Source organism: Mycobacteriales bacterium (assembly GCA_030697205.1).
GTDB lineage: Bacteria > Actinomycetota > Actinomycetes > Mycobacteriales > SCTD01 > JAUYQP01.
This window is the reverse complement of the sequence record JAUYQP010000006.1, coordinates 12907-32898: the sequence shown is the minus strand read 5'-3', so window position 1 is coordinate 32898 and position 19992 is coordinate 12907. Positions and strand designations below refer to the sequence as shown.

Here is a 19992-nt window from a genome sequence, read left to right as displayed (position 1 = left end):
CCTCTGTGGTCCACGTTGTTGTAACACGTTCTACGTGGTGCGGGTCACATCGTCAAGCACACCAGGGTTGCCGAACTGCAACGCGTTCTACTAGCCTCGGGTCGTCGACGAGAGAGGCTGCTGATGGGTCGCGCGTTCGTGGTGGGTGTCGGGATGACCGACTTCGTCAAGCCGGGGTCGCGGGACTGGACCTACCCCGACATGGTGCTCGAGGCCGGACAGCAGGCCCTCGGCGACGCCGGGATCTCCTACGACCAGGTCCAGCAGGCGGCCGTCGGCTGGTGCGCCGGTGACTCCACCGCCTCGCAGCGCGCCGTCTACGGGCTCGGCCTCACCGGCATCCCCGTCTACAACGTCAACAACAACTGCGCGACCGGCTCGACCGCGCTGTTCATGGCCGAGCAGTTCGTCCGCGGCGGCGTCTCCGACGTCGTCATGGCGATCGGCTTCGAAAAGATGCAGAAGGGCCCGATCGCCCACTCCGGCGGGTCGGTGCCGCACCCGATGGACCGCCACATCGACGCGCTGGTCGCGCAGCGCGGCTTCGCCGAGGCGCCCGTGACGGCGCAGTTCTTCGGCAACGCCGCCCGAGAGCACATGGACCGCTACGGCTCGACGCCGGAGATGTTCGCCGCCGTCGCGGAGAAGAACCACCGGCACTCCGTCGACAACCCCCGCGCGCAGTTCCGCGACCGCTACACCCTCGCGGAGATCATGGAGTCGCGGATGATCCACGACCCGCTCACCAAGCTGCAGTGCTCGCCGACCTCCGACGGTGCCGCGGCCGCGGTGGTCGTCTCGGAGCGCTTCGTCGAGGAGCACGGGCTGCGGGCCCAGGCCGTCGAGATCGCCGCGATGGCGATGGTCACCGACACCCCGCGCACCTTCGAGGGCTCCGACATCGAGCTGGTCGGCGCGGAGATGTCGCGCAGGGCCGGACGCGCCGTCTTCGAGGCCAGCGGTCTGGGGCCGGAGGACGTCGACGTCATCGAGCTGCACGACTGCTTCTCCGCCAACGAGGTCCTCACCTACGAGGCGCTCGGGCTGTGCGCGGAGGGCAAGGGCGGGGTGCTCGCGATGGACGGCGCGACGACCCACGGCGGCCAGTGGGTCGTCAACCCCTCCGGAGGCCTCATCTCCAAGGGCCACCCGCTGGGCGCCACCGGCGTGGCGCAGTGCGCCGAGCTGGTGTGGCAGCTGCGCGGGCAGGCCGACGCCCGCCAGGTCCCCGGCGCGACGGTCGGGCTGCAGCACAACATCGGCCTCGGCGGTGCCGTCGTCGTCGCCGCCTACCGCTCCCCCAGCGCCTGACCCCCGTCCCCGCCTGACCCCACCGCCCTTGCGTCCTCAGAAGTCAGGGGACGTCGCGCTCGCGCGTGAGGACGCAACGCGGGGGCGGGGCGGGGCGGGGCGGGGCGGGGCGGGGCGGGGCGGGGCGGGGCGGGTCTACAGGAGGGGGCGGCCGGCGTCGGTGAAGGCGGTCGCCAGCACCGCGCGGTCGGCGTCGCTCATCGGCCGGAGCTCCAGCGCGCGGCCGTCGCGAAGCCAGACGCCCTCGCCGTCCCACCGCTGCTGGGCGAGGACCCGGGTGAGTACCTTGCCGGTCGGTGTCCGCGGCACCTCTGACAAGACCCGCAGGAAGCGAGGCACCCACGGCGCAGCGCACCCCGGCTGGGCGGCCGCCCAGGAGGCGAAGCCGGCCGGGTCGAAGCCGTCACCGGGCACCACCGCGGCCATCACCTGGTCGCCGGCGGTCGGGTCCGGCACGGCGTAGACGACGACCTCGACGACGCTCGGGTGCTGGCCGAGCAGTCGTGCCACGGGAGCGGCCGGGAAGTTCTCGCCGCCGACCCGCAGCCGGTCCCCCGAGCGACCGGCGAACCACAGGAAGCCGTCCGCCGTGCGGTAGCCGAGGTCGCCGCTCCAGTAGCGCCCGTCGCGCAGCCGGTGCGCGTCGTCGGCGGGCGCGTCCCAGTAGCCCTCGAACATCCCGGCGCCGTCGCAGTTGACCAGCTCGCCGACGGCCTCGGGGTTGGTCAGCCGCCCGGCCTCGTCGAGCAACGCCTCCGGGCACGCCTTCCCGGTCGCGGGGTCGAGGACCCGCACGTCGCCGTTGGGTAGCCCGAGCGCGCCGGCCGGCGTCTCGGGGGTGCGGCTGATGCTGATGCCGCCCTCGCTCGAGCCGAAGCCATCGACGACCCGGCAGCCGAACCGCTCGGCGAAGCGGCCGAGGTCCGCGGGTGCGCCCTCGTTGCCGAAGACCAGCCGCAGCGGGTTGTCGGCGTCGTCCTCGTGCGCCGGCTGCGCGAGGACGTAGGACAGCGGCGTCCCGACGTAGTTGGCGTAGGTCGCGGCGTAGCGCCGCACGTCGGGAAGGAAGCCCGAGGCCGAGAAGCGCGGCCGCTCCGGCGGTGGCAGCGCAAGGGTCGCCCCGACGGCGAGCGCCGGCCCCCACCCCGCGATGACGGCGTTGGAGTGAAACAGCGGCATGGCGCAGTAGACGACGTCGTCCGCGGTCAGCTCGGTGCGCATCACCAGCCCCTGCGCCGACCACGCGATCTTGCCCTGCGAGCAGCGCACCGCCTTCGGGCTCCCGGTCGTCCCGCTGGTGAAGACCAGCACGTGCAGGTCGCCGGGCTCCGCGTCGTCGACAGGCAGACCACAGGGCGGGTACGACGCTGCCGCTGTGTCGACGACGCGCGCGGGACCGAGGTCGGCAACGTCGAGCAGCGCGGCCCCGGCCGCGTCGGTGACCACGAGGTCGCAGGCCGTCGCGCGCACGTCCTCGGTGAGGCCGTCGGCCCGCCGGGTCGCGTTGAGCCCGACGACGACGAAGCGCCCGAGCGCCGCGGCGGTCAGCCAGAGCGCGTAGTCGGGGGTGTTGTCGAGCAGCACGCCGACGTGGGGTGGGCCCGACGCACCGCGGCGCCCGCGGTCCTCGGCGTACCACCCTGCTCTGGCTGCGGCCTCAGCCACGACCTGCGACCACGACCAGCTCCGGTCGCCTGCGACCAGACCGGGACGCGGGTCGTCGGCGCGCCGTCGGACGAGCTCCGCGACGGTGCCTGCCCAGTCCACCTAGACGGCGGCGGGCGCGTCCGCGGCGGCCTCGGTCAGCACCGCGGTGGCCCACGTGTAGTCGGGCTTGCCCGACGGGGAGCGCTGCATGAGGTCGACGACCGTGATGAAGCGCGGCAGCTTGTAGCGGGCGATCTGCGAGGAGAGGTGCTCCTCGAGCTCCTCCTGCGTCGGCGCCTTGTGACCGTCCTTCACCTGCAGCACCGCGGCGACCTTCTGGCCCCACCGCTCGTCGGGGATGCCCGCGACGACGGCGTCCTGGAGGTCGGGGTGGGTCTTGATGGCGTTCTCGACCTCCTCCGGGTAGATCTTCTCGCCGCCGGAGTTGATGCAGATCGAGCCGCGACCGAGGAAGTGCATGGTGCCGTCCTCCTCGACGGTCGCCATGTCACCGGGGAAGACCCAGCGCACGCCGTCGATGTCCCGGAAGGTCTTGGCGGTCTTCTCGGGGTCGTTGTAGTAGCCGAGCGGGATGTGGCCCTTCTGGCCCACCAGCCCGACCTTGCCCGAGCCCGGCTCGATCGGCTTGTCGTCATCACCGAAGACGGTGGTGCGGGCGTTGATGGCGAACTTCAGCCCGTCCTTGGCGTTGGTGCCGGGCTTGGCCGACCCGTTGTAGCCGGTCTCGGTCGAGCCGAACGAGTCGTTGATGTAGAGGTTGGGGACCCGAGCGGCCAGCCGGTCGCGGGTGGTCTGGCTGAGCAGCGCGCCCGCGGAGCCGAGCACCAGCAGCGAGGACGTGTCGTAGTCCTTCTCCTCGAGTGCCTCGAGGATCGGCGTGGCCATGGCGTCGCCGACGACCATGAGCATGTTGGCCTTCTGCTCCTCGATGAGCTGCAGCGCCCCGTGGCCGGAGAACTTCCGGATGAGCACGATCTTGGCGCCGCTGAAGAACGAGATGAAGCTGCTCAGCTCAGCCGCGCCGTGCATGAGCGGCGCGGCGGGGAAGCTCACGAGCCCGCCCGCGAGCGCGTTGTCGGCGACCTCCTCCGGCGTCGCGAAGGGCTCCCCTGCGGGGCGGCCGCCGCCCATCCCGGCCATGAACATGTCCTCCTGGCGCCACATGACGCCCTTGGGCATGCCAGTCGTGCCGCCGGTGTAGATGATGAGCAGGTCGTCGGCGCTGCGCTCCGGGAAGCCGCTGCGGTCGTCCGCCTGGGCCGCGAGGACGTCGTCGTAGAGCAGCGTGCCTGCCGGCAGCTCGACGTCGCCGGCGGGTCCGACCGCGATGAGGTGCTGGACCTTCGGGGTCTGCGGCAGCACCGCCGCGACCCGGTCGGCGAACTCCGCGTCGAAGACCACGCCCACGAGGTCGGCGTCCTCGTAGAGGTAGCGCAGCTCCTCGTGCACGTAGCGGAAGTTCACGTTGATCGGCACCGCGCGGATCTTGAACAGCGCGAGCATCGTCTCGAGGTACTCGGTGCCGTTCATCATGTGGCAGCCGACGTGCTGGCCCGGCTGGATGCCGACCGACTGGAAGTGGTGGGCCAGCCGGTTGGCCCGCTCGTCGAGCTGGCGGTAGGTCAGTGTCCTGCCGTCGGCGTAGAGCGCCTCGCGGTCGGGCACCGTGTCGACGACGCGCTCGAACATGTCGGCCAGGTTGAACTGCACGTCGGTCTCCTAGTGCTTGAAGCCGCTGGTGGCCGTGGCGCCGCCGTCAACGGCGAGCTCGGCCCCGGTGATGTAGGACGCGTCGTCGCTCGCGAGGAAGAGCACCGTCTCGGCGACCTCCTCGGGCCGACCGGTCCGCTTCATCGGGACCTGGTTGCCGACCCACTGCAGCGACTTCTCGTCCGGCACGAAGTGGCGGACCATCGGGGTGTCGATGCCGCCGGGGTGCACGCTGTTGACACGGATGCCGTCGGCCGCGAGCTCGATCGCCGCCGCCTTCGTCATGCCCCGCACCGCGAACTTGCTGCCGGTGTAGGCGACCAGGAAGCGGTTGCCGCCGAGCCCCTCGACGCTGGAGAGGTTGACGATCGCGCCGCCGCCGGCCCGCGCGATGGCCGGCGCGGTCTCGCGCATGCCGAGGAAGCAGCCGAGCGCGTTGACGTCGTTGACCTTGCGGTAGGTCTCCGTCGTCGTCTTGCCGAGCTCGTCCATCAGCAGGATGCCGGCGTTGTTGACCAGCACGTCGATCTTGCCGAAGTGCCGCTCGCCCTCGGCGACGGCGTCACGCCACTGCTGCTCGTCGGTGACGTCGAGGGTCAGCGCGAGCGCCGCGTCGCCGAGCTCGAGGGCGACCTCCTTGACCTCGGGCAGCACGTCCCCCAGCACGACCTTGGCGCCCTCGCGGACGAACGCCCGCGCGGTCGCGGCGCCCATGCCGCGGGCGGCACCGGTGATGAGGGCGACCTTGCCCTCGAGCCGGCCGGTCACGGGGCCGGCTCCGCGCCGACGACCCAGATGGCGAAGAACTGCGAGCCGCCGCCGTAGGCGTGGCCCATCGCGGTGCGGGCGCCGTCGACCTGGTGGTCACCGGCGGTGCCACGCACCTGGTTGGCCGCTTCGAGGAAGCGCAGCATGCCGCTCGCCCCGATCGGGTTGGACGACAGCACGCCACCGCTCATGTTGATCGGCAGGTCGCCGCCCAGCGCCGTGGTGCCGTCGTGGACCATCTTCCAGCCGGTGCCCTCCTCGGCGAAGCCGAGGTTCTCGAGCCACATCGGCTCGAACCAGCTGAAGGGCACGTAGATCTCGGCACAGTCGATCTGGCGGAACGGGTCGGTGATCCCGGCCTCGGCGTAGCAGGCCTTCGCGGCCATCCGGCCGGCGTGCGGGTTGACCCGGTCGCGACCGGCACCCTGCGTCGGCTCCGACCGGACGGCGGTCCCGTTGATCCACGCCACGGGTCGGGTGGCCTTCTTCGCGGCGGCCTCCGACCCGATGACCATGGCGGCTGCGCCGTCGGAGGACGGGCAGGTCTCGGCGTAGCGGATCGGGTCCCACAGCAGCGGCGACTCGGCGATCTGCTCGTAGGTGATGTCGGGCTGCTGCAGGTGGGCGTAGGGGTTCTTCAGGGCGTTGAGGCGATCCTTGAGGACGACCTTGTAGCCGGTGTCGACCGGCGCGCCCGACCGGCGCATGTAGCCGCGGACGATCGGGGCGAAGTAGCCACCGGCGCCGGCGACGAGCGGCTGGCTGAAGGGGATGCGGATCGACAGCGCCCACATCGCGTTGCTCTCCGACTGCTTCTCGAAGGCGACGGTGAGGACCCGCTCGTGGATGCCCGCCTGGACGAGGTGGCTCGCGACGATCGCCGTCGAGCCGCCGACCGACCCCGCGGTGTGGACGCGCATCATCGGCTTGCCCACGGCACCGAGCGCGTCGGCGAGGTAGAGCTCCGGCATGACGACGCCCTCGAACATGTCGGGCGCCTTGCCGATGACGACGGCGTCGATGTCGGACCACTCGAGCTCGGCGTCGGCGAGGGCGCGCTCGGCGGCCTCGCGGACGAGACCGGCGATCGAGACGTCCTCGCGCTTGGCGACGTGGTGGGTCTGACCAGTGCCGAGGACAGCTGCGCGGTTGCCGCTCACGAGGAGACCTCCAGGACGGTGACGAGGTTCTGCTGCAGGCACGGACCGCTGGTCGCGTGGGCGACCGCCGTGCGGCCGTCACCCGCCGCGAGGCGCATCGCGGCCTCGCCGATGCGCGCCAGGCCGGCGACCATGACGGGGTTGGAGGCGAGCGCGCCTCCCGAGGGGTTGATCGAGGTCCGGCCCTCGTCGAGTCCCAGCTCCTGGGTGAGCAGGAGCTCCTGGGAGCTGTACGGCGCATGCAGCTCGGCGAGGTCCTCCGAGCCCGTGACCCCGGCCTTCTGGGCCGCGATCCGGGCGCTCGGCGCGGTGCGCAGGTCACGGCCGCCGACGTTCTGCAGGTCGATGCGGTGGTCGATGCCGCGAATCCACACGGGGTTGTCGGTCAGCTCGCGGGCGCGGTCACCGGCCGCGAGGACCATGACGGCCGCACCGTCGCTGATCGGCGGCAGGTCGTGCATGCGGAAGGGGTCGGCGTACATCGGCTCGTCGAGCAGTGCCGCCTCGTCGACCTCACCGGAGAGCTGGGCGTGGGGGTTGCCCACGGCGTTGCGCCGGCTGCGGGCGACGACCCGCGCCATGTCCTTCTCCGTGATGGCGCCGGACTCGAGCAGCTGGCGCGCCTGCAGCGCTGCGAGGCTCGTCGAGTCGGGGAACATCGGCGCGACGACGTAGGGGTCGAGCTGCAGCGCGAGCACCCGGCCGATGTCACCGGGCGAGCTCTTGCCGAAGCAGTAGACGAGGGCGGTGTCGATGTCGCCGTGCTGGAGCCGGACCCAGGCCTCGTAGAGCGCCCACGCACCGTCCATCTCGACGTGCGACTCCGAGATGGGCGGCCACGGTCCGACCGCGTCCAGCGCGGACACGAAGGCGAACGCCTGACCCGCGAGGTAGTCGCACGAGCCCGACACGGTGAAGCCCATGTCCTGCGTGGTCAGACCCGTCGGGGCCATGGCCTCGCGCACGACCGGAAGCAGGATCTCGACCTCGTTGCGGGTCTCCTCCCGGCGCGCGGCGTGCTGCGCGAACGAGACGATCGCGACGTCTCTCACTGGAGCTCCTTGTAGGTCTCGTAGTCGGCGTCGGGCTCGTCGATCGGCACGACGTGCTCGATGTTGCTCATGCTGTAGTCCCACTGCTCCTTCGGGAGCCAGACGGCCTTGACGCGCATGCCCTGCCGGACCTCGTCCACCGCGACACCGCGCAGCAGCACCGACGTCGAGATGTCAGCGCCGTCGAAGCAGACCTCGGCAGCGACGTAGGGGAGCTCGATCGCGCGGTTGGCGAAGTTGACGTTGACGACCGTGTAGGTGACCAGCGTGCCGGTGTCAGCGATGTCGACGGCCTCGGCGAACTCCACGCCACACATCGAGCACCCGCCGCGCGGCGGGAAGTAGACCTTGGTGCACTTCGGGCAGCGGCGACCCTGGAAGCGCCCCTCCTTCATGCCGCGCAGGAACTGCGACGGCGCGGTACCGGGGGTGTAGCGGTACTCCAGGCGGATGGGACTGACGATCCCCGTGACGGGCTCGCTCATGCCGTGCCTCCCACGGGCTCGAAGCAGGCGATGTCGGTGATGAAGCCGACGGTCTCGTCGGCCCAGCGGATGCGGACCCGCTGGCCGGTGGCCAGGGCGTCCGCGGGGGCGTCCACCGCGTGGAGCAGCGCGGTGTCGGCACCGTCGAGCGTGACCAGCGCCCAGGCGAAGGGCCGGTCGAAGGGGTTGCCGTCACGGGGCGTGGGGTTCCACGACCAGCTCTCGATGACGCCCTCCTGACCGACCTCGACCAGGGCGGCGGCGTCGATCGGCGCCGCGGTCGCCACGTCGTACTCGGGAGGGGGCACGACGACCCGGCCGGTGCTGTCCTTGGCGCCGAGGACCTTGCGGTCCCTCAGCCCCGTGAGGAAGGCACCGACGACCGGGCCGGTCGAGCGGGTGTAGGGGAACTCCATGACATGCGGAGCACTGAGCACGTCTTCCATGGGTGCGTTGCCTCTCAGACCAGCTGGGACGAGCGTCCGGCCCAGTACGGGTCGCGGAGCTTGCGCTTGTAGACCTTGCCGTTCGGGTCACGCGGGAAGTCGTCGAGGAAGTCGATCGACCGGGGCACCTTGAACTTCGCGAGGTTCTCGAAGCAGAAGTCGAGCAGCTCCTTCTCGAGGCCCTCGGTGCTGACGCCCTCGGCCGGCTGCACGACCGCCTTGATCGCCTCGCCGGTGTCGTCGTCGGGGATGCCGAAGACGCAGCAGTCGCCGACCTTCGGGTGCTGCAGCAGCACCGACTCCGTCTCCGCCGGGTAGATGTTCACGCCGCCGGCGATGATCATGTCGACCTTGCGGTCGCGCAGGAAGAGGTAGCCGTCGGCGTCCATCTCGCCGGCGTCGCCGACGGTGAAGAAGCCCCGCTCGTTCCAGGACTTCTTCGTCTTCTCGGCGTCGCCGTGGTACTCGAAGGTGCGGTCGCCCATCTTCATCCAGACGGTGCCGATCTGGCCGGGAGGCAGGTCGTTGCCCTCGTCGTCGAGGATGACGATCTCGCTGTTGGGCCAGGCCGTCCCGACCGTGCCGGGCTTCTTCAGCCACTGCTCGGGGCTCGCGGTCGTGCCGCCGCCCTCGGTCGCTGCGTAGTACTCCCAGATGACCGGGCCCCACCACTCGAGCATCTTGTGCTTGGTGGGCACCGGGCACGGCGCTGCCGAGTGGATCATCGTGCGCAGGCTGCTGACGTCGAAGCTGCTCCGGACGTCGTCCGGCAGCTGCAGCAGGCGGTGGAACATGGTCGGCACCATGTGGCTCGTCGTGACCTTGTAGCGCTGGATCAGCTCGAGGGTGCCCTCGGGCGTCCACCGGTCCATCAGCACGACGCCGTGCCCGGAGTGCATGGCGTTGAACGTGAACTGGCCGACAGCCGTGTGGTAGAGCGGCGCGACCGTAAGGTGCACGTTGCCGTCCTTGGCCGGGATGCCGAACAGCATGTGCAGGAAGGTGCCCATCTCCGCCATGTCGTCCGGGCTGATCGGCGGGAGCGGCCGCTTGACGCCCTTGGGCTTTCCCGTGGTGCCGCTGGTGTAGTTCATCAGCTGACCGGTCGCCCGGTCCTCGGGCAGCGTGGTCGGTTGTCCGGCCTTGAGCTCGCTGTAGGGCCGGAAGCCCTCGACGGTGCCGATCGAGTAGCGGTGCTCGGCAGGGACGCTGATCTCGGCCGCCGCGCGCAGGGCCTCGGTGGCGAAGCGCTCGTGGACGATGAAGGCCTTCGACTCGGAGTCGTTGACGATGTAGGCGATCTCGGGACCGACCAGGTGGTAGTTGATCGGCACGAGGTACCAGCCGGCCTGCTGGACGGCGAGCATCACCTCGGCGAAGACCACGCAGTTCGGGACGAGCATCGAGACGACGTCACCCGGCTGCAGGCCTGCAGCCCGCAGTCCGTGGACCACCTGGTTGGTCGCCGCGAGCAGCTCGCCAGCCGTGTGCTCGGTGCCGTCGGGCTCCACGAGCGCCACCCGGTCCGGGTCCTGTGCCGCGATGTTCCAGAAGCCCAGATCACCCATCGGTCACTCCTCCTCGTCGCGCTGTGGCGGCGACACTAGAACGCGTTCTTGTTTCAGACAAGGCTCGTACGACGGAGCAGGACCGCGTGAGCGAGCGGCTCCGGGCAGGCTCCCGCCCGCGCCCGCCCACCTGGGCGGGCGCGACCGCGAGTGGGGGTCAGCCGGTGTAGCTGACCGGGATCTCCTTGATGCCGTTGATGAACATCGACCGCAGCGTGCGCGGCGGACCCAGCGGCTTGATGTCGGGCATCCGGTCGGCGATGACGTCGAACATGATGCGGACCTCGGCGCGGGCGAGGTTGGCACCCAGGCAGAAGTGCGGCCCGCCGCCACCGAACGCGACGTGCTCGTTGTCCGCACGGGTGATGTCGAAGCTGTCCGGCGCGTCGATGGCCGTCTCGTCACGGTTGGCCGCCGAGTAGTAGATGGCCACGCGGTCGCCGGTCTTGATCTGCTGACCGCCGAGCTCGTAGTCGGACAGCGCGGTGCGCTGGAACTGGATGACCGGCGTGCCCCAGCGGATGATCTCCTCGACCGCGGACTCGAGCGGGCGCTCCTTCTTGAACAGCTCCCACTGGTCGGGGTTGTCGAAGAACGCCTGCATGCCGTGGCTGATCGCGTTGCGGGTCGTCTCGTTGCCGGCGACCGACAGCAGCAGGAAGAAGACGTCGAACTGCTCCTGGGTGAGAGCCGTCCCGTCCACGTCGGCCTGCAGCAGCTTGGTCGCGATGTCGTCCATCGGGCACTCGCGGCGGGACGCGGCGATGCCGTCGGCGTACATGTACATCTCCGCCGAGGCGATCTGCGCGTCCTCCGGGGAGTTGCGGAACTCCGGGTCGTCGAAGCCGATGAGGCGGTTCGACAGGTCGAAGATCGTCGTGCGGTCCTCCGCCGGGATGCCGATGAGCTCGCAGATCGCCAGCAGCGGGAGCTCGGCGGCGACGTCCTTGACGAAGTCGCCGCTGCCCTTCGCGATGGCCCGGTCGACGATCTCGTGGGCGAACTCCACGAGGCGGTCCTCGAGGGCGCGGATGGTGCGGGGCGTGAACGCCCGCTGCACGATGTTGCGGTAGTGCGAGTGCTCCGGCGGGTCCATGTTGAGCATGAGCATCCGCGTCATCTGCAGCGCGGTCTCCTCGTCCTCCGCCGGGCCGGTGTGCAGCAGCGCCCCGCGCTCCCACGAGGAGAAGACCTCGGGCAGCCGCGACACCTCCTGCACGTCTGCGTGGCGGGTGACGACCCAGAAGCCGTCACCCCAGCTGCCGACCTGCTCGTGCCAGAAGACCGGCGCCTGCTCGCGCATGGTCGCGAACTGCTCGAGCGGCAGGCCGTCGGCGAAGGTGTCGGGGTCGATGAGGTCGATGTCGACCGGGCAGCGGGGCTTGCCGTCCACGGGGGCGGTCATGGTCTCTCCTGGTTGTCAGACGGTCAGCGGGTCAGACGCGGGCGGGGCTGAGCCGGGGCAGGGCGGCGACGGAGGTCTCGTAGTCGGCGAGCACCGACGCGATGACCTCGGCCACCGTCCGCACCTCCTTGAAGGAGCCGACGAGCTGGCCGATCGGCGTGCCCATGAGCTCCTCCTTGCCGGCCCGGCGGATGCGGTCCTGCGCCTCGGCGCACAGCATGAACTGCAGCGGCATGCCGAGCGGCGCGGGGGTGGTCGGGTCGTCCCACGCGTCGGTCCACTCGGTCCGCAGCTGGCGCGCGGGCTTGCCGGTGTAGGCGCGCGAGCGTACGGCGTCCTGCGAGCCGGCGGCGTGGAACTTGCGGTACATCGCCTCGGGCTGGCCGCACTCGACGGTGTTGAGCCACATCGAGCCGGTCCAGACGCCCTGCGCACCGAGGGCCATCGCCGCGGCGACCTGACGGCCACTGCCGATGCCGCCGGCCGCGAGCACCGGGCGGCCGGCGACTGCCTCGACGACCTCGGGCACGAGCACCATCGTCGCGATCTCGCCGCTGTGGCCACCGGCCTCGGTGCCCTGCGCGACGATGATGTCCACGTCGTTGGCGACCTGCTTGAGGGCGTGGTCCTTGCGGCCGGTCAGCGCCGCGACGCGGACACCGGCCTGGTGGGCCTGCTCGACGACGTCCTTGGGGGGCGGGCCGAGCGCGTTGACGATGAGCTTGACGTCGGGCCGCTCCAGGGAGATCGCCACCTGCTCGCGGGCCTCGGTGTCGTTCCACGACAGCAGGTCGCGGCCCGCCGACTCACCCTCGGGCAGCTTGGGCACCTCGAACTTGTCGAGCACGGACTCCACGAAGTCCTTGTGCTCCTGGGGGATCATCCCCTCGAGCAGCGTGTGCATGGACTCGACGTCGGCGCCCGCCTTGAACTCGGTCTTGGCCGGCATGACGACGTCGACGCCGTAGGGCCGACCGCCGATGTTGGCCTCGATGTAGGTCAGGGCCTCCCGCAGCTCCGCGGGGGTGAAGCGGACCGCGCCGAGCACGCCCAGGCCACCGGCCTTGCAGACCTCGATGACGACGTCTGGCTGGTAGTTGAAGGCGAACATCGCGAAGTCGATGCCGAACGAGTCGGACAGGTCGGTGCGCACGTGGCTCTCTCTTCCTTGTTACCGGTCGACGGAGACGACGCAGCCGCTGGTCGGCACGCCCGTCCCTGCTGTGACGAGGACGTTCTCGACGTCCGGGACCTGGTTGACGGCGGTGCCGCGGACCTGCCGGACCGCCTCGGCGATGCCGTTCATGCCGTGCAGGTAGGCCTCGCCGAGCTGGCCACCGTGGGTGTTGACCGGCAGTCGCCCGCCGAGCTCGATGGCCCCGCCGGCGATGAAGTCCTTGGCCTCCCCGCGCTTGCAGAAGCCGAACTCCTCGAGCTGCTGGAGCACGAAGGGCGTGAAGTGGTCGTAGACGACGGCGGTCTGGATGTCGTCGGGGCCGATGCCGGACTGCGCCCACAGCTGCTGCGCCACGAGGCCCATCTCGGGGAGGCCGGCGATGTCGTCGCGGTAGTAGCTGACCATCGACTGCTGGCCCTGGGCCGAGCCCTGCGCCGCACCGGCGATGACGGCCGGAGCCTGAGGCAGGTCACGCGCGCGCTCGAGGGTCGTGACGACGAGGGCCTGACCGCCGTCGGTCTCCTGGCAGCAGTCGAGCAGGTGCAGCGGGTCGACGATCCAGCGGCTGGCCTGGTGCTCCTCGATCGTGATCGGCTTGCCGTAGAACCACGCCTTGGGGTTGGTCGCCGCGTGCTTGCGGTCCGCGACGGCCACGGCGCCGAAGTCCGCCGACGTCGCGCCGTACTCGTGCATGTAGCGCTGGGCGAACATCGCGACCCAGCTCGCGGGGGTCATCAGCCCGAAGCTCGACACCCAGCCCATCGCGATGCCCTCGGCGGTCGGCTCGCTGCGCGCCGCGCCGCTGCCGAAGCGATGGCCGCTGCGCTCGTTGAAGGCGCGGTAGCAGACGACGGTGTCCGCGACGCCGGTCGCGACCGCGATCGCCGCCTGCTGGACGGTGGCACAGGCCGCGCCGCCGCCGTAGCCGATCTTGGAGAAGAAGGTGAGGTCACCGAGCCCGGCGGTCTTCGCGACCTCGATCTCGGAGTTGGTCTCCATCGTGAAGGTCGTCAGCCCGTCGACGTCGCGCGGGGACAGGCCCGCGTCGGCCACCGCCGCGAGCACGGCCTCACCGGCGAGCTGCAGCTCGGAGCGCCCGCTGTCCTTGGAGAACTCCGTGGCGCCGATGCCGACGATGGCGGTCTGTCGGGCGAAGGAGCGGCTCACTGGGCGACCTCTGCGGTGACGCTGGCGATCACGTGGTCACCGAGGGAGTTGGACCCGACGACCTTCACGGTGACGAGTGGCCCGTCGACCGCGGCCACCTCGCCGCGCATCGTCATCGTGTCGCCAGCGTAGTTGGGCACGCCGAGCCGGAGCTTTGAGGTCTTGATGACCGTCTGCGGACCGAAGAAATCGGTGACGTAGCGCAGGACGTAGCCGTTGCTGGTCAGGATGTTGGTGAAGATCGTCTTGCTGCCCTTGGCCTGCGCCGTCGCGACGTCGTGGTGCACGTCCTGGTAGTCGCGGGTCGCGATGGCGGTCGCGACGATGTTGCGGACGCTCGCCTCGAGGACGAGCTCGGGCAGCTGCGTGCCGACGGCGACTCCGGTGGTGGTCATGAGGCCGGCCGGAAGGTCGGGCGGAGCGCGCCGCCGGGGACGGGGGTGAAGGCCACCTGCACGGGCTGTCCGACGTAGGTGGTCTCGGGCTGCGATCCAGCCGCCCACTCGCTGACGAGGCGGACGCCCTCCTCGAGCTCGACCAGCAGCACGGTGTGGGGCCGCTCGACGCCGGGCAGCGGTGGATAGTGGTGGGTGACGTGGCTGTAGACGACACCCTTGCCGCTCGACACGGTGAAGCTCATGTCGGTCGAGCCGCAGGACCGGCAGATCGGCTGCGGCGGGTGGTGCAGGGTTGAGCAGGCGCGGCAGGTGCCGATGCGCAGCTCGCCGGCCTCGACGCCCTCCCAGAAGAACGCGTTGTCGCGCCCGATCGCAGGGGCTGGGCGGACCCCGACCTCGGGCGCCTTGGCCGGAGGCTTGAACTTCAGCAGGCGCATGCGGCCGATGCCGACGACCTCGTCGCCGACGAGGTACTCGTGCTTGACGGTGGTGAAGACACCGAGCCCCAACGCGGTCTTCTTCTCCTCCGACAGGTCCTCGGGGGTCGAGCGGACGCTGACCAGCTCGCCGTGGAGCAGCTCGCGGTGGTACTCGTGCTCGTAGTTGACGGCGACCACGCTGGTGTAGCCGGCCTCGTCGAGCAGCCGCATGACGACGTCGTTGGCGGCGCTGCCCTCGGGGTCGCGCGGCGCGTCCATCGTCCAGGTCTGCAGCATCCCGGGGGGCGCGACCAGGTGCCCGCGGGTGTCCGCGGCGTAGGCCTCGTCGAGGTAGGCGGCGTTGTCGTCTCCGAGCGCCTGGCACCAGTGGTGGACCATCGGCAGGTTGACCGGGTCACGGCCGACGCGCAGCGGACCCGGCTCGCCGCCGAGGTGGCGACGGGCCTGCTCCAGCAGGGCGGCCGTGTCAGGACCGGAGTCGAGCACCGTCATGCGGCAGGGACCTCCAGCAGGTGGCACGACCGTTGCGGCCGTGTGCTGGAGACCACACCAGTCCATCGGGTCGCTGTCAAGAACCTGTTCTAGTTTTGCGCCCGCCAAGGCCTTGTGCCCTGACTAGAACACGTACTACTTTTGGGTCGCGGGCAGGCGACGGCGCCGGCCCCCCGAGAAGGAGAACCGCATGCCCGAGCCGGTCATCGTCGAAGCGACCCGCACCCCCATCGGCAAGCGCAACGGCCAGCTCGCCGGGCTGCACGCCACCAAGATCCTCGGCGCGGCGCAGACCGAGGTCATCAAGCGCGCGGGCATCGACGCGGCCGAGGTCGAGCAGGCCATCGGCGGGTGCGTGACCCAGGCGGGCGAGCAGGGCTCCTCCGTCACCCGCAACGCCTGGCTCGGCGCCGGCCTCCCGTGGTCCACCGGCACGACGACCGTCGACTGCCAGTGCGGCTCGGCCATGCAGGCCAACCACATGATCGAGGGCCTCATCCTCTCCGGCGCGATCGACACCGGCATCGCGTGCGGCGTCGAGGCCATGAGCCGCGTGCCGCTCGGCGCCAACGTCTTCAACGGCCCCGGGAAGTCGCACGACGACGACTGGGACCTCGACATGCCCAACCAGTTCGAGGCCGCCGAGCGGATCGCCAAGAAGCGCGGCATCTCGCGCACCGACATCGAGGAGCTCGGCGTCCGGTCGCAGGCCCTCGCCAAGCAGGCCTGGGACGAGGGCCGCTTCGCCCGCGAGGTCTTCGCGATGGAGGCGCCGGTCTTCGACGCCGACGGCAACAAGGTCGGCACGCAGATCGTCGACCGCGACGGTGGCCTGCGCGACACCACCATGGAGGGCCTGGCCAAGCTCAAGCCCGTCCTGCCCGACGGCATCCACACCGCCGGCACCTCCTCGCAGCTCTCCGACGGCGCCGCCGCCATCCTCTGGATGGACCGGGCCAAGGCCGAGGCGCAGGGCCTCAAGGCGCGCGCCCGCATCGTCGCCCGCGTCAACGTCGGCAGCGACCCCTACTTCCACCTCGACGGCCCGGTCGACGCCACCGCCGCCGTGCTGAAGAAGGCGGGCATGTCGATCTCCGACATCGACCTGTTCGAGTGCAACGAGGCCTTCGCATCGGTCGTCCTGTCGTGGCAGCGCGTCCACGACATCCCGATGGACAAGATCAACGTCAACGGGGGCGCGCTGGCGATCGGCCACCCCGTCGGCTCCACCGGCACGCGACTCATCGTCACCGCGCTGCACGAGCTCGAGCGCACCGGCAAGCAGTTCGCCCTCGTGACGATGTGCGCGGGCGGCTCGCTCGCCCCGGCCACGATCATCGAGCGGCTCTAGCCGACCAGACCGCGACGGCGCCGGCTCCGAGGGGGAGCCGGCGCCGTCGTGCGACGTGCCGGCGGACCTGCGTGCACCTCGGTCCTCGCCGGGGTGGGAGCGCGCTGCCGCGACGGGGTGCGCTGTCGAGGTGCACGCAGTCCTGCCGACAGCCAGGGGTACGCCGGGGCTGCGGGTCGGTCAGGCCGCGACGGTGGCGAGGCGAACGGTCGACGGCAGGCCGGCGACCACCTCGACGACGCCCAGGCGCTCGAGGTGCCGCACGTGGGCCATCGTCTCGGCCAGTGCGGCCCGCAGCATCATCCGGGGCAGCTCGTCCCAGGGGCGGTTCCACGTCATCGCCCGGCACAGCACCCAGGGCGTGACCGGGCCGTCGGCGAGGGCCGCACGGATCTCCTCGAGCCGCTCCGCGTGGTGGCCGAGCAGCTCGGCGACCCGCGCGTCGACTCCGGTGAAGCGACCCCTGTGGGCCGGGAGGACCTCGACCGGCTCGTCGCCGGTGAGCAGCGTGAGCGAGGCGAAGAAGTCGCCCAGCGGGTCGCGGTCGGAGGCCTCGAAGCCGTAGAGCCCGACGTGGGAGCTGATGGTCTTGAGCAGGTGGTCCCCGGTCAGCAGCCGGCCGTCGATGCGCATGCACAGGTGACCGGGGGTGTGCCCGGGGGTGTGCAGCAGCTCGACCCGCCGCCCACCGAGGTCGAGCACCCCGGAGTCGAGCGGCCGGTCCGGCAGGACGGGGACGGGCATCCGCAGCGCTTTCGCCGTAGCCATCATCTCGTCGATGTCGCAGGGCCCCGCGTCGGCGGCCCGCAGCAGCTCGACGGTCTCGGCGTACATCACCTCGGGGTCGTCGAGCAGGTAGGCGCGGTGGCGGGCGACCAGGTCGGTGTCGGCGTCGTGCATGCCGACCCAGCAGCCACTCGCCTCGCGGACCCGGCCGATCAGCCCGAGGTGGTCCGGGTGGTGGTGGGTGACGAGCACGCCAGCCACCTCGGAGGCGCTCGTGCCGCAGGCCTCGAGGCCCGCGGTCAGGTCGGCCCAGGAGCGGTCGTCGTTCCAGCCGGTGTCGACGAGGTAGGGGCCGTCGTCGGACTCGAGCACGTAGGCCTGCGTCCAGCCGATCGGGTTGTCGGGCACGACGGTCGGCACGCACCACACCCCCGGCGCGACCAGCTCCGGCGGCGGCTGGACCTTGTCGGGCCGGGCGTCAGGCCGGGCGTCAGGCCGGGCGTCGGGCCGGGCGTCGGACCGGGTGTCAGGTCGCAACGTCGTCCCACGCCGTGAAGTACTGCGGGTGCGGGCCCATCGTCATGACCTCGAGCAGGCCCCAGCCCTCGCCGTCGCCCTCGTTGGTCGTGTAGCGACCGAGGTGGTCGACGATCGCGCCGGGGATCGGGACCATCGCCGGGTCGTCGAGGGAGAAGTCCACGCGCTGCACGACGAGCTCCTCGCCGTGGTACATCCCGTGCTTCCAGTCGGCGTCGAAGCCGTAGCCCGTGCCGCGCGCGAGGTGCACCGGGCGCACCGCCTCGCCCTCGAGCACCAGCCCGCCGCGGAAGCGCACCGTGGCGCCGGTGACCATCCGGGTGCCAGGCGCGAAGCGCAGCTCGTGCTCCGGGCGACCGAGGTGCTCGACCCGACCGTCGGCGAACAGCCGGATGCCCTCCTCGATCGTGCGCCGGCCGAGCCCGTCTTCCTGGCACATGTAGACCAGCGAGCTCTTCTCGAAGCGCACGACGAAGTAGTTCCAGTAGAAGCCGTTGGGCGCCATCGTCGGCTTGCCGCCCTCGGGCTCGCCGACCGGACGCACCCCCCACGACCGGTCGCGCGAGCCCCAGAAGCGGTCCGGGGTCACGGCGACCTCGCGGCCGTCGAGCAGCAGGGTCCCCGTCCAGGACCCGGTCTGCAGGAAGCGCATCGTGTCCATGGTGCGGCGACCGAAGGAGGAGTCGAGCGTCATCCGCGGTTCCTCGTACGCCGGAACGGCCCCCTCCCAGACGGCGTCGACCGCGAAGCCGTCGGTCTCCTCGCACACGAAGCGCACCTTCTTCAGGCCCTCGATCACCTCGACGCGCAAGGGGCCGACCTTCGTGTCGAGCCGGTCGAGCCCGAGCGGCCGCGAGGACCGCACGACGGTCTGCGTCGAGCCGTAGGACGCGGCGATGAAGGCGTCGGTGACGTCGAGGTTGGGGTACTGCCCGAGCCCCATCGCCATGAAGAAGTCGTCGCTCGAGCCGTGCATCGAGAAGTAGCAGCGGTCGTAGAAGTTGCGGTCGGAGGTGCCGACCGTCGCCATCGTCTCGGCGACCTGGTGGATGGGCAGCTCGTCCAGTGGCGAGAGCATCAGGCAGCGCCCTTCTCGTCGAGCATCCTCGTGGTGAGGACGACGGGGGCGTTGCTCTGGCCCATGTCGTGGTCGGCGGGGATGAGCCCCCAGTCCTTGAAGATCACCGCGAGCCTCCCCATGATCACGCAGAACCGGAACCCGGCGAACAGCTCGTAGTAGTCGAACGCCTTGGCGCTGCGACCCGACCGCGACTCGAAGCGCGCGATCATCGCCTCCTTCGACGGGAAGCCCGGCAGCCGCGGCTCGTTCATCCCCTCGGAGTGGTGGCGGTCGAGGAACCACGCCCAGGCCAGGTCCTGCGAGGGCGATCCGAGGACGGCCATCTCCCAGTCGACGACCGCGAGCCGCTCCCCCGAGGGCGTGAACATCACGTTGCCGATCCGCGAGTCGCCCCAGCAGAAGACCGTGCCGTCGTCCTCGGGCTTGTTGCCCTTCAGCCAGGCGAGCGCGCGGCGCGCGACGGTGAGGTCCTCGGTCTGGGCGACCGACTCGAGGAACCGCTCGTAGTAGTCGAGCTGCGCGTCGAGCCCGGTGAGCAGCGGCGGCAGGTCCAGCGTCGACGGGTCCAGTGCGGAGATCTCGGCGATGGTGTCCACCGCCCCCCAGAAGACCCGCTCCTGCACCTCGGGCGAGGACTCCTTGAGCCAGCCGCCCATCGTGTAGGGCGGGTTGTCCTCGGGGATCACCCCGTCGACGAAGGCCATCACGAAGAAGGGCGCGCCGAGCACCGTCGGGTCGGTCTCGAACCACCGCACCGCCGGCACCGGCACCGCGGTCTGCGTCGCGAGGGTGACCAGGATCTGGTGCTGGGCGTCGAAGGCCGCATCGGGGAACAGCGTGTAGCCGGTCGGAGCGACCCGCACCACGAGGCGGTCGACCTTCCCGCCGTACGTCGCGTCGACGATGATCGTCTCGTTGGAGAAGCCGGTGGCTCCGGGGCCGGCGAAGTCGCCGAGCTCGACGTCGGCCCCGACCTTCTCGGCGAGCCAGGCAGCCAGCGCCTTCCTCGACTGCTCGACGTCACGCTGGGCGGGGATCGGCACGGTCGAC

The 19992-nt window shown here is 70.9% G+C and carries 16 protein-coding genes and 1 pseudogene; 2 read left to right on the top strand and 15 right to left on the bottom strand.

Features of this window, described 5'->3' with window-relative positions; translation table 11 throughout:
• Window positions 1-123: 123 nt before the first annotated feature.
• A complete protein-coding gene (locus tag Q8R60_01010) occupies window positions 124-1311 on the top strand; it encodes a lipid-transfer protein (GenBank protein MDP3711046.1) in 1188 nt (395 codons plus the stop codon).
• 135 nt (window positions 1312-1446) lie between these two features.
• On the opposite strand, the gene Q8R60_01005 is transcribed toward Q8R60_01010, so the two are convergent.
• The 12 genes and pseudogenes from Q8R60_01005 to Q8R60_00950 form a co-directional block, all read right to left on the bottom strand.
• Window positions 1447-3078, bottom strand: coding sequence for an AMP-binding protein (locus Q8R60_01005; GenBank protein MDP3711045.1), 1632 nt, complete (start codon window positions 3076-3078; stop codon window positions 1447-1449).
• Window positions 3079-4689 (bottom strand): acyl-CoA synthetase, encoded by a 1611-nt coding sequence (locus tag Q8R60_01000; GenBank protein MDP3711044.1) that lies wholly within the window; start codon window positions 4687-4689, stop codon window positions 3079-3081.
• A gap of 9 nt (window positions 4690-4698) precedes the next feature.
• Complete coding sequence (locus tag Q8R60_00995; protein MDP3711043.1) at window positions 4699-5457, bottom strand: glucose 1-dehydrogenase; 759 nt, start codon at window positions 5455-5457, stop codon at window positions 4699-4701.
• Entirely contained in the window at window positions 5454-6617 is a 1164-nt protein-coding gene (locus Q8R60_00990; GenBank protein MDP3711042.1) for a thiolase domain-containing protein, read from the bottom strand. Before Q8R60_00990 ends, Q8R60_00995 begins: the two co-directional genes overlap by 4 nt.
• The gene (locus Q8R60_00985) at window positions 6614-7669 is read right to left on the bottom strand and encodes a thiolase domain-containing protein (protein ID MDP3711041.1); all 1056 of its coding nucleotides are present in this window, start codon (window positions 7667-7669) and stop codon (window positions 6614-6616) included. The genes Q8R60_00990 and Q8R60_00985 overlap by 4 nt, the downstream gene beginning before the upstream one ends.
• Window positions 7666-8600: pseudogene (locus Q8R60_00980) on the bottom strand (OB-fold domain-containing protein). The gene Q8R60_00985 and the pseudogene Q8R60_00980 overlap by 4 nt, the downstream one beginning before the upstream one ends.
• Window positions 8601-8614: 14 nt before the next feature.
• Window positions 8615-10168 (bottom strand): acyl-CoA synthetase, encoded by a 1554-nt coding sequence (locus Q8R60_00975; protein ID MDP3711040.1) that lies wholly within the window; start codon window positions 10166-10168, stop codon window positions 8615-8617.
• A gap of 157 nt (window positions 10169-10325) precedes the next feature.
• Window positions 10326-11573: a cytochrome P450 gene (locus tag Q8R60_00970; protein ID MDP3711039.1), complete on the bottom strand. Its 1248-nt coding sequence runs from the start codon at window positions 11571-11573 to the stop codon at window positions 10326-10328.
• A 31-nt stretch (window positions 11574-11604) separates the two neighbouring features.
• Window positions 11605-12726, bottom strand: coding sequence for a nitronate monooxygenase family protein (locus tag Q8R60_00965; protein ID MDP3711038.1), 1122 nt, complete (start codon window positions 12724-12726; stop codon window positions 11605-11607).
• 18 nt (window positions 12727-12744) lie between these two features.
• Entirely contained in the window at window positions 12745-13917 is a 1173-nt protein-coding gene (locus Q8R60_00960; GenBank protein MDP3711037.1) for a lipid-transfer protein, read from the bottom strand.
• The gene (locus tag Q8R60_00955) at window positions 13914-14312 is read right to left on the bottom strand and encodes a beta-hydroxyacyl-ACP dehydratase (protein MDP3711036.1); all 399 of its coding nucleotides are present in this window, start codon (window positions 14310-14312) and stop codon (window positions 13914-13916) included. The genes Q8R60_00960 and Q8R60_00955 overlap by 4 nt, the downstream gene beginning before the upstream one ends.
• Window positions 14309-15247: a MaoC family dehydratase N-terminal domain-containing protein gene (locus Q8R60_00950; GenBank protein MDP3711035.1), complete on the bottom strand. Its 939-nt coding sequence runs from the start codon at window positions 15245-15247 to the stop codon at window positions 14309-14311. Before Q8R60_00950 ends, Q8R60_00955 begins: the two co-directional genes overlap by 4 nt.
• Window positions 15248-15437: 190 nt before the next feature.
• Between Q8R60_00950 and Q8R60_00945 the strand changes: the two genes are divergently transcribed.
• Window positions 15438-16598, top strand: a complete 1161-nt coding sequence (locus Q8R60_00945; protein ID MDP3711034.1) for a steroid 3-ketoacyl-CoA thiolase — start codon at window positions 15438-15440, stop codon at window positions 16596-16598.
• Between the two features lie 180 nt (window positions 16599-16778).
• Here the strand turns inward: Q8R60_00945 and Q8R60_00940 are convergent, their stop codons facing one another.
• From Q8R60_00940 to Q8R60_00930, 3 genes are all read right to left on the bottom strand, one after another.
• Entirely contained in the window at window positions 16779-17744 is a 966-nt protein-coding gene (locus Q8R60_00940; GenBank protein MDP3711033.1) for an MBL fold metallo-hydrolase, read from the bottom strand.
• 106 nt (window positions 17745-17850) lie between these two features.
• The gene (locus Q8R60_00935; protein ID MDP3711032.1) at window positions 17851-18939 is read right to left on the bottom strand and encodes a hypothetical protein; all 1089 of its coding nucleotides are present in this window, start codon (window positions 18937-18939) and stop codon (window positions 17851-17853) included.
• Window positions 18939-19985: a phosphotransferase family protein gene (locus tag Q8R60_00930; GenBank protein MDP3711031.1), complete on the bottom strand. Its 1047-nt coding sequence runs from the start codon at window positions 19983-19985 to the stop codon at window positions 18939-18941. The genes Q8R60_00935 and Q8R60_00930 overlap by 1 nt, the downstream gene beginning before the upstream one ends.
• Window positions 19986-19992 lie beyond the last annotated feature (7 nt).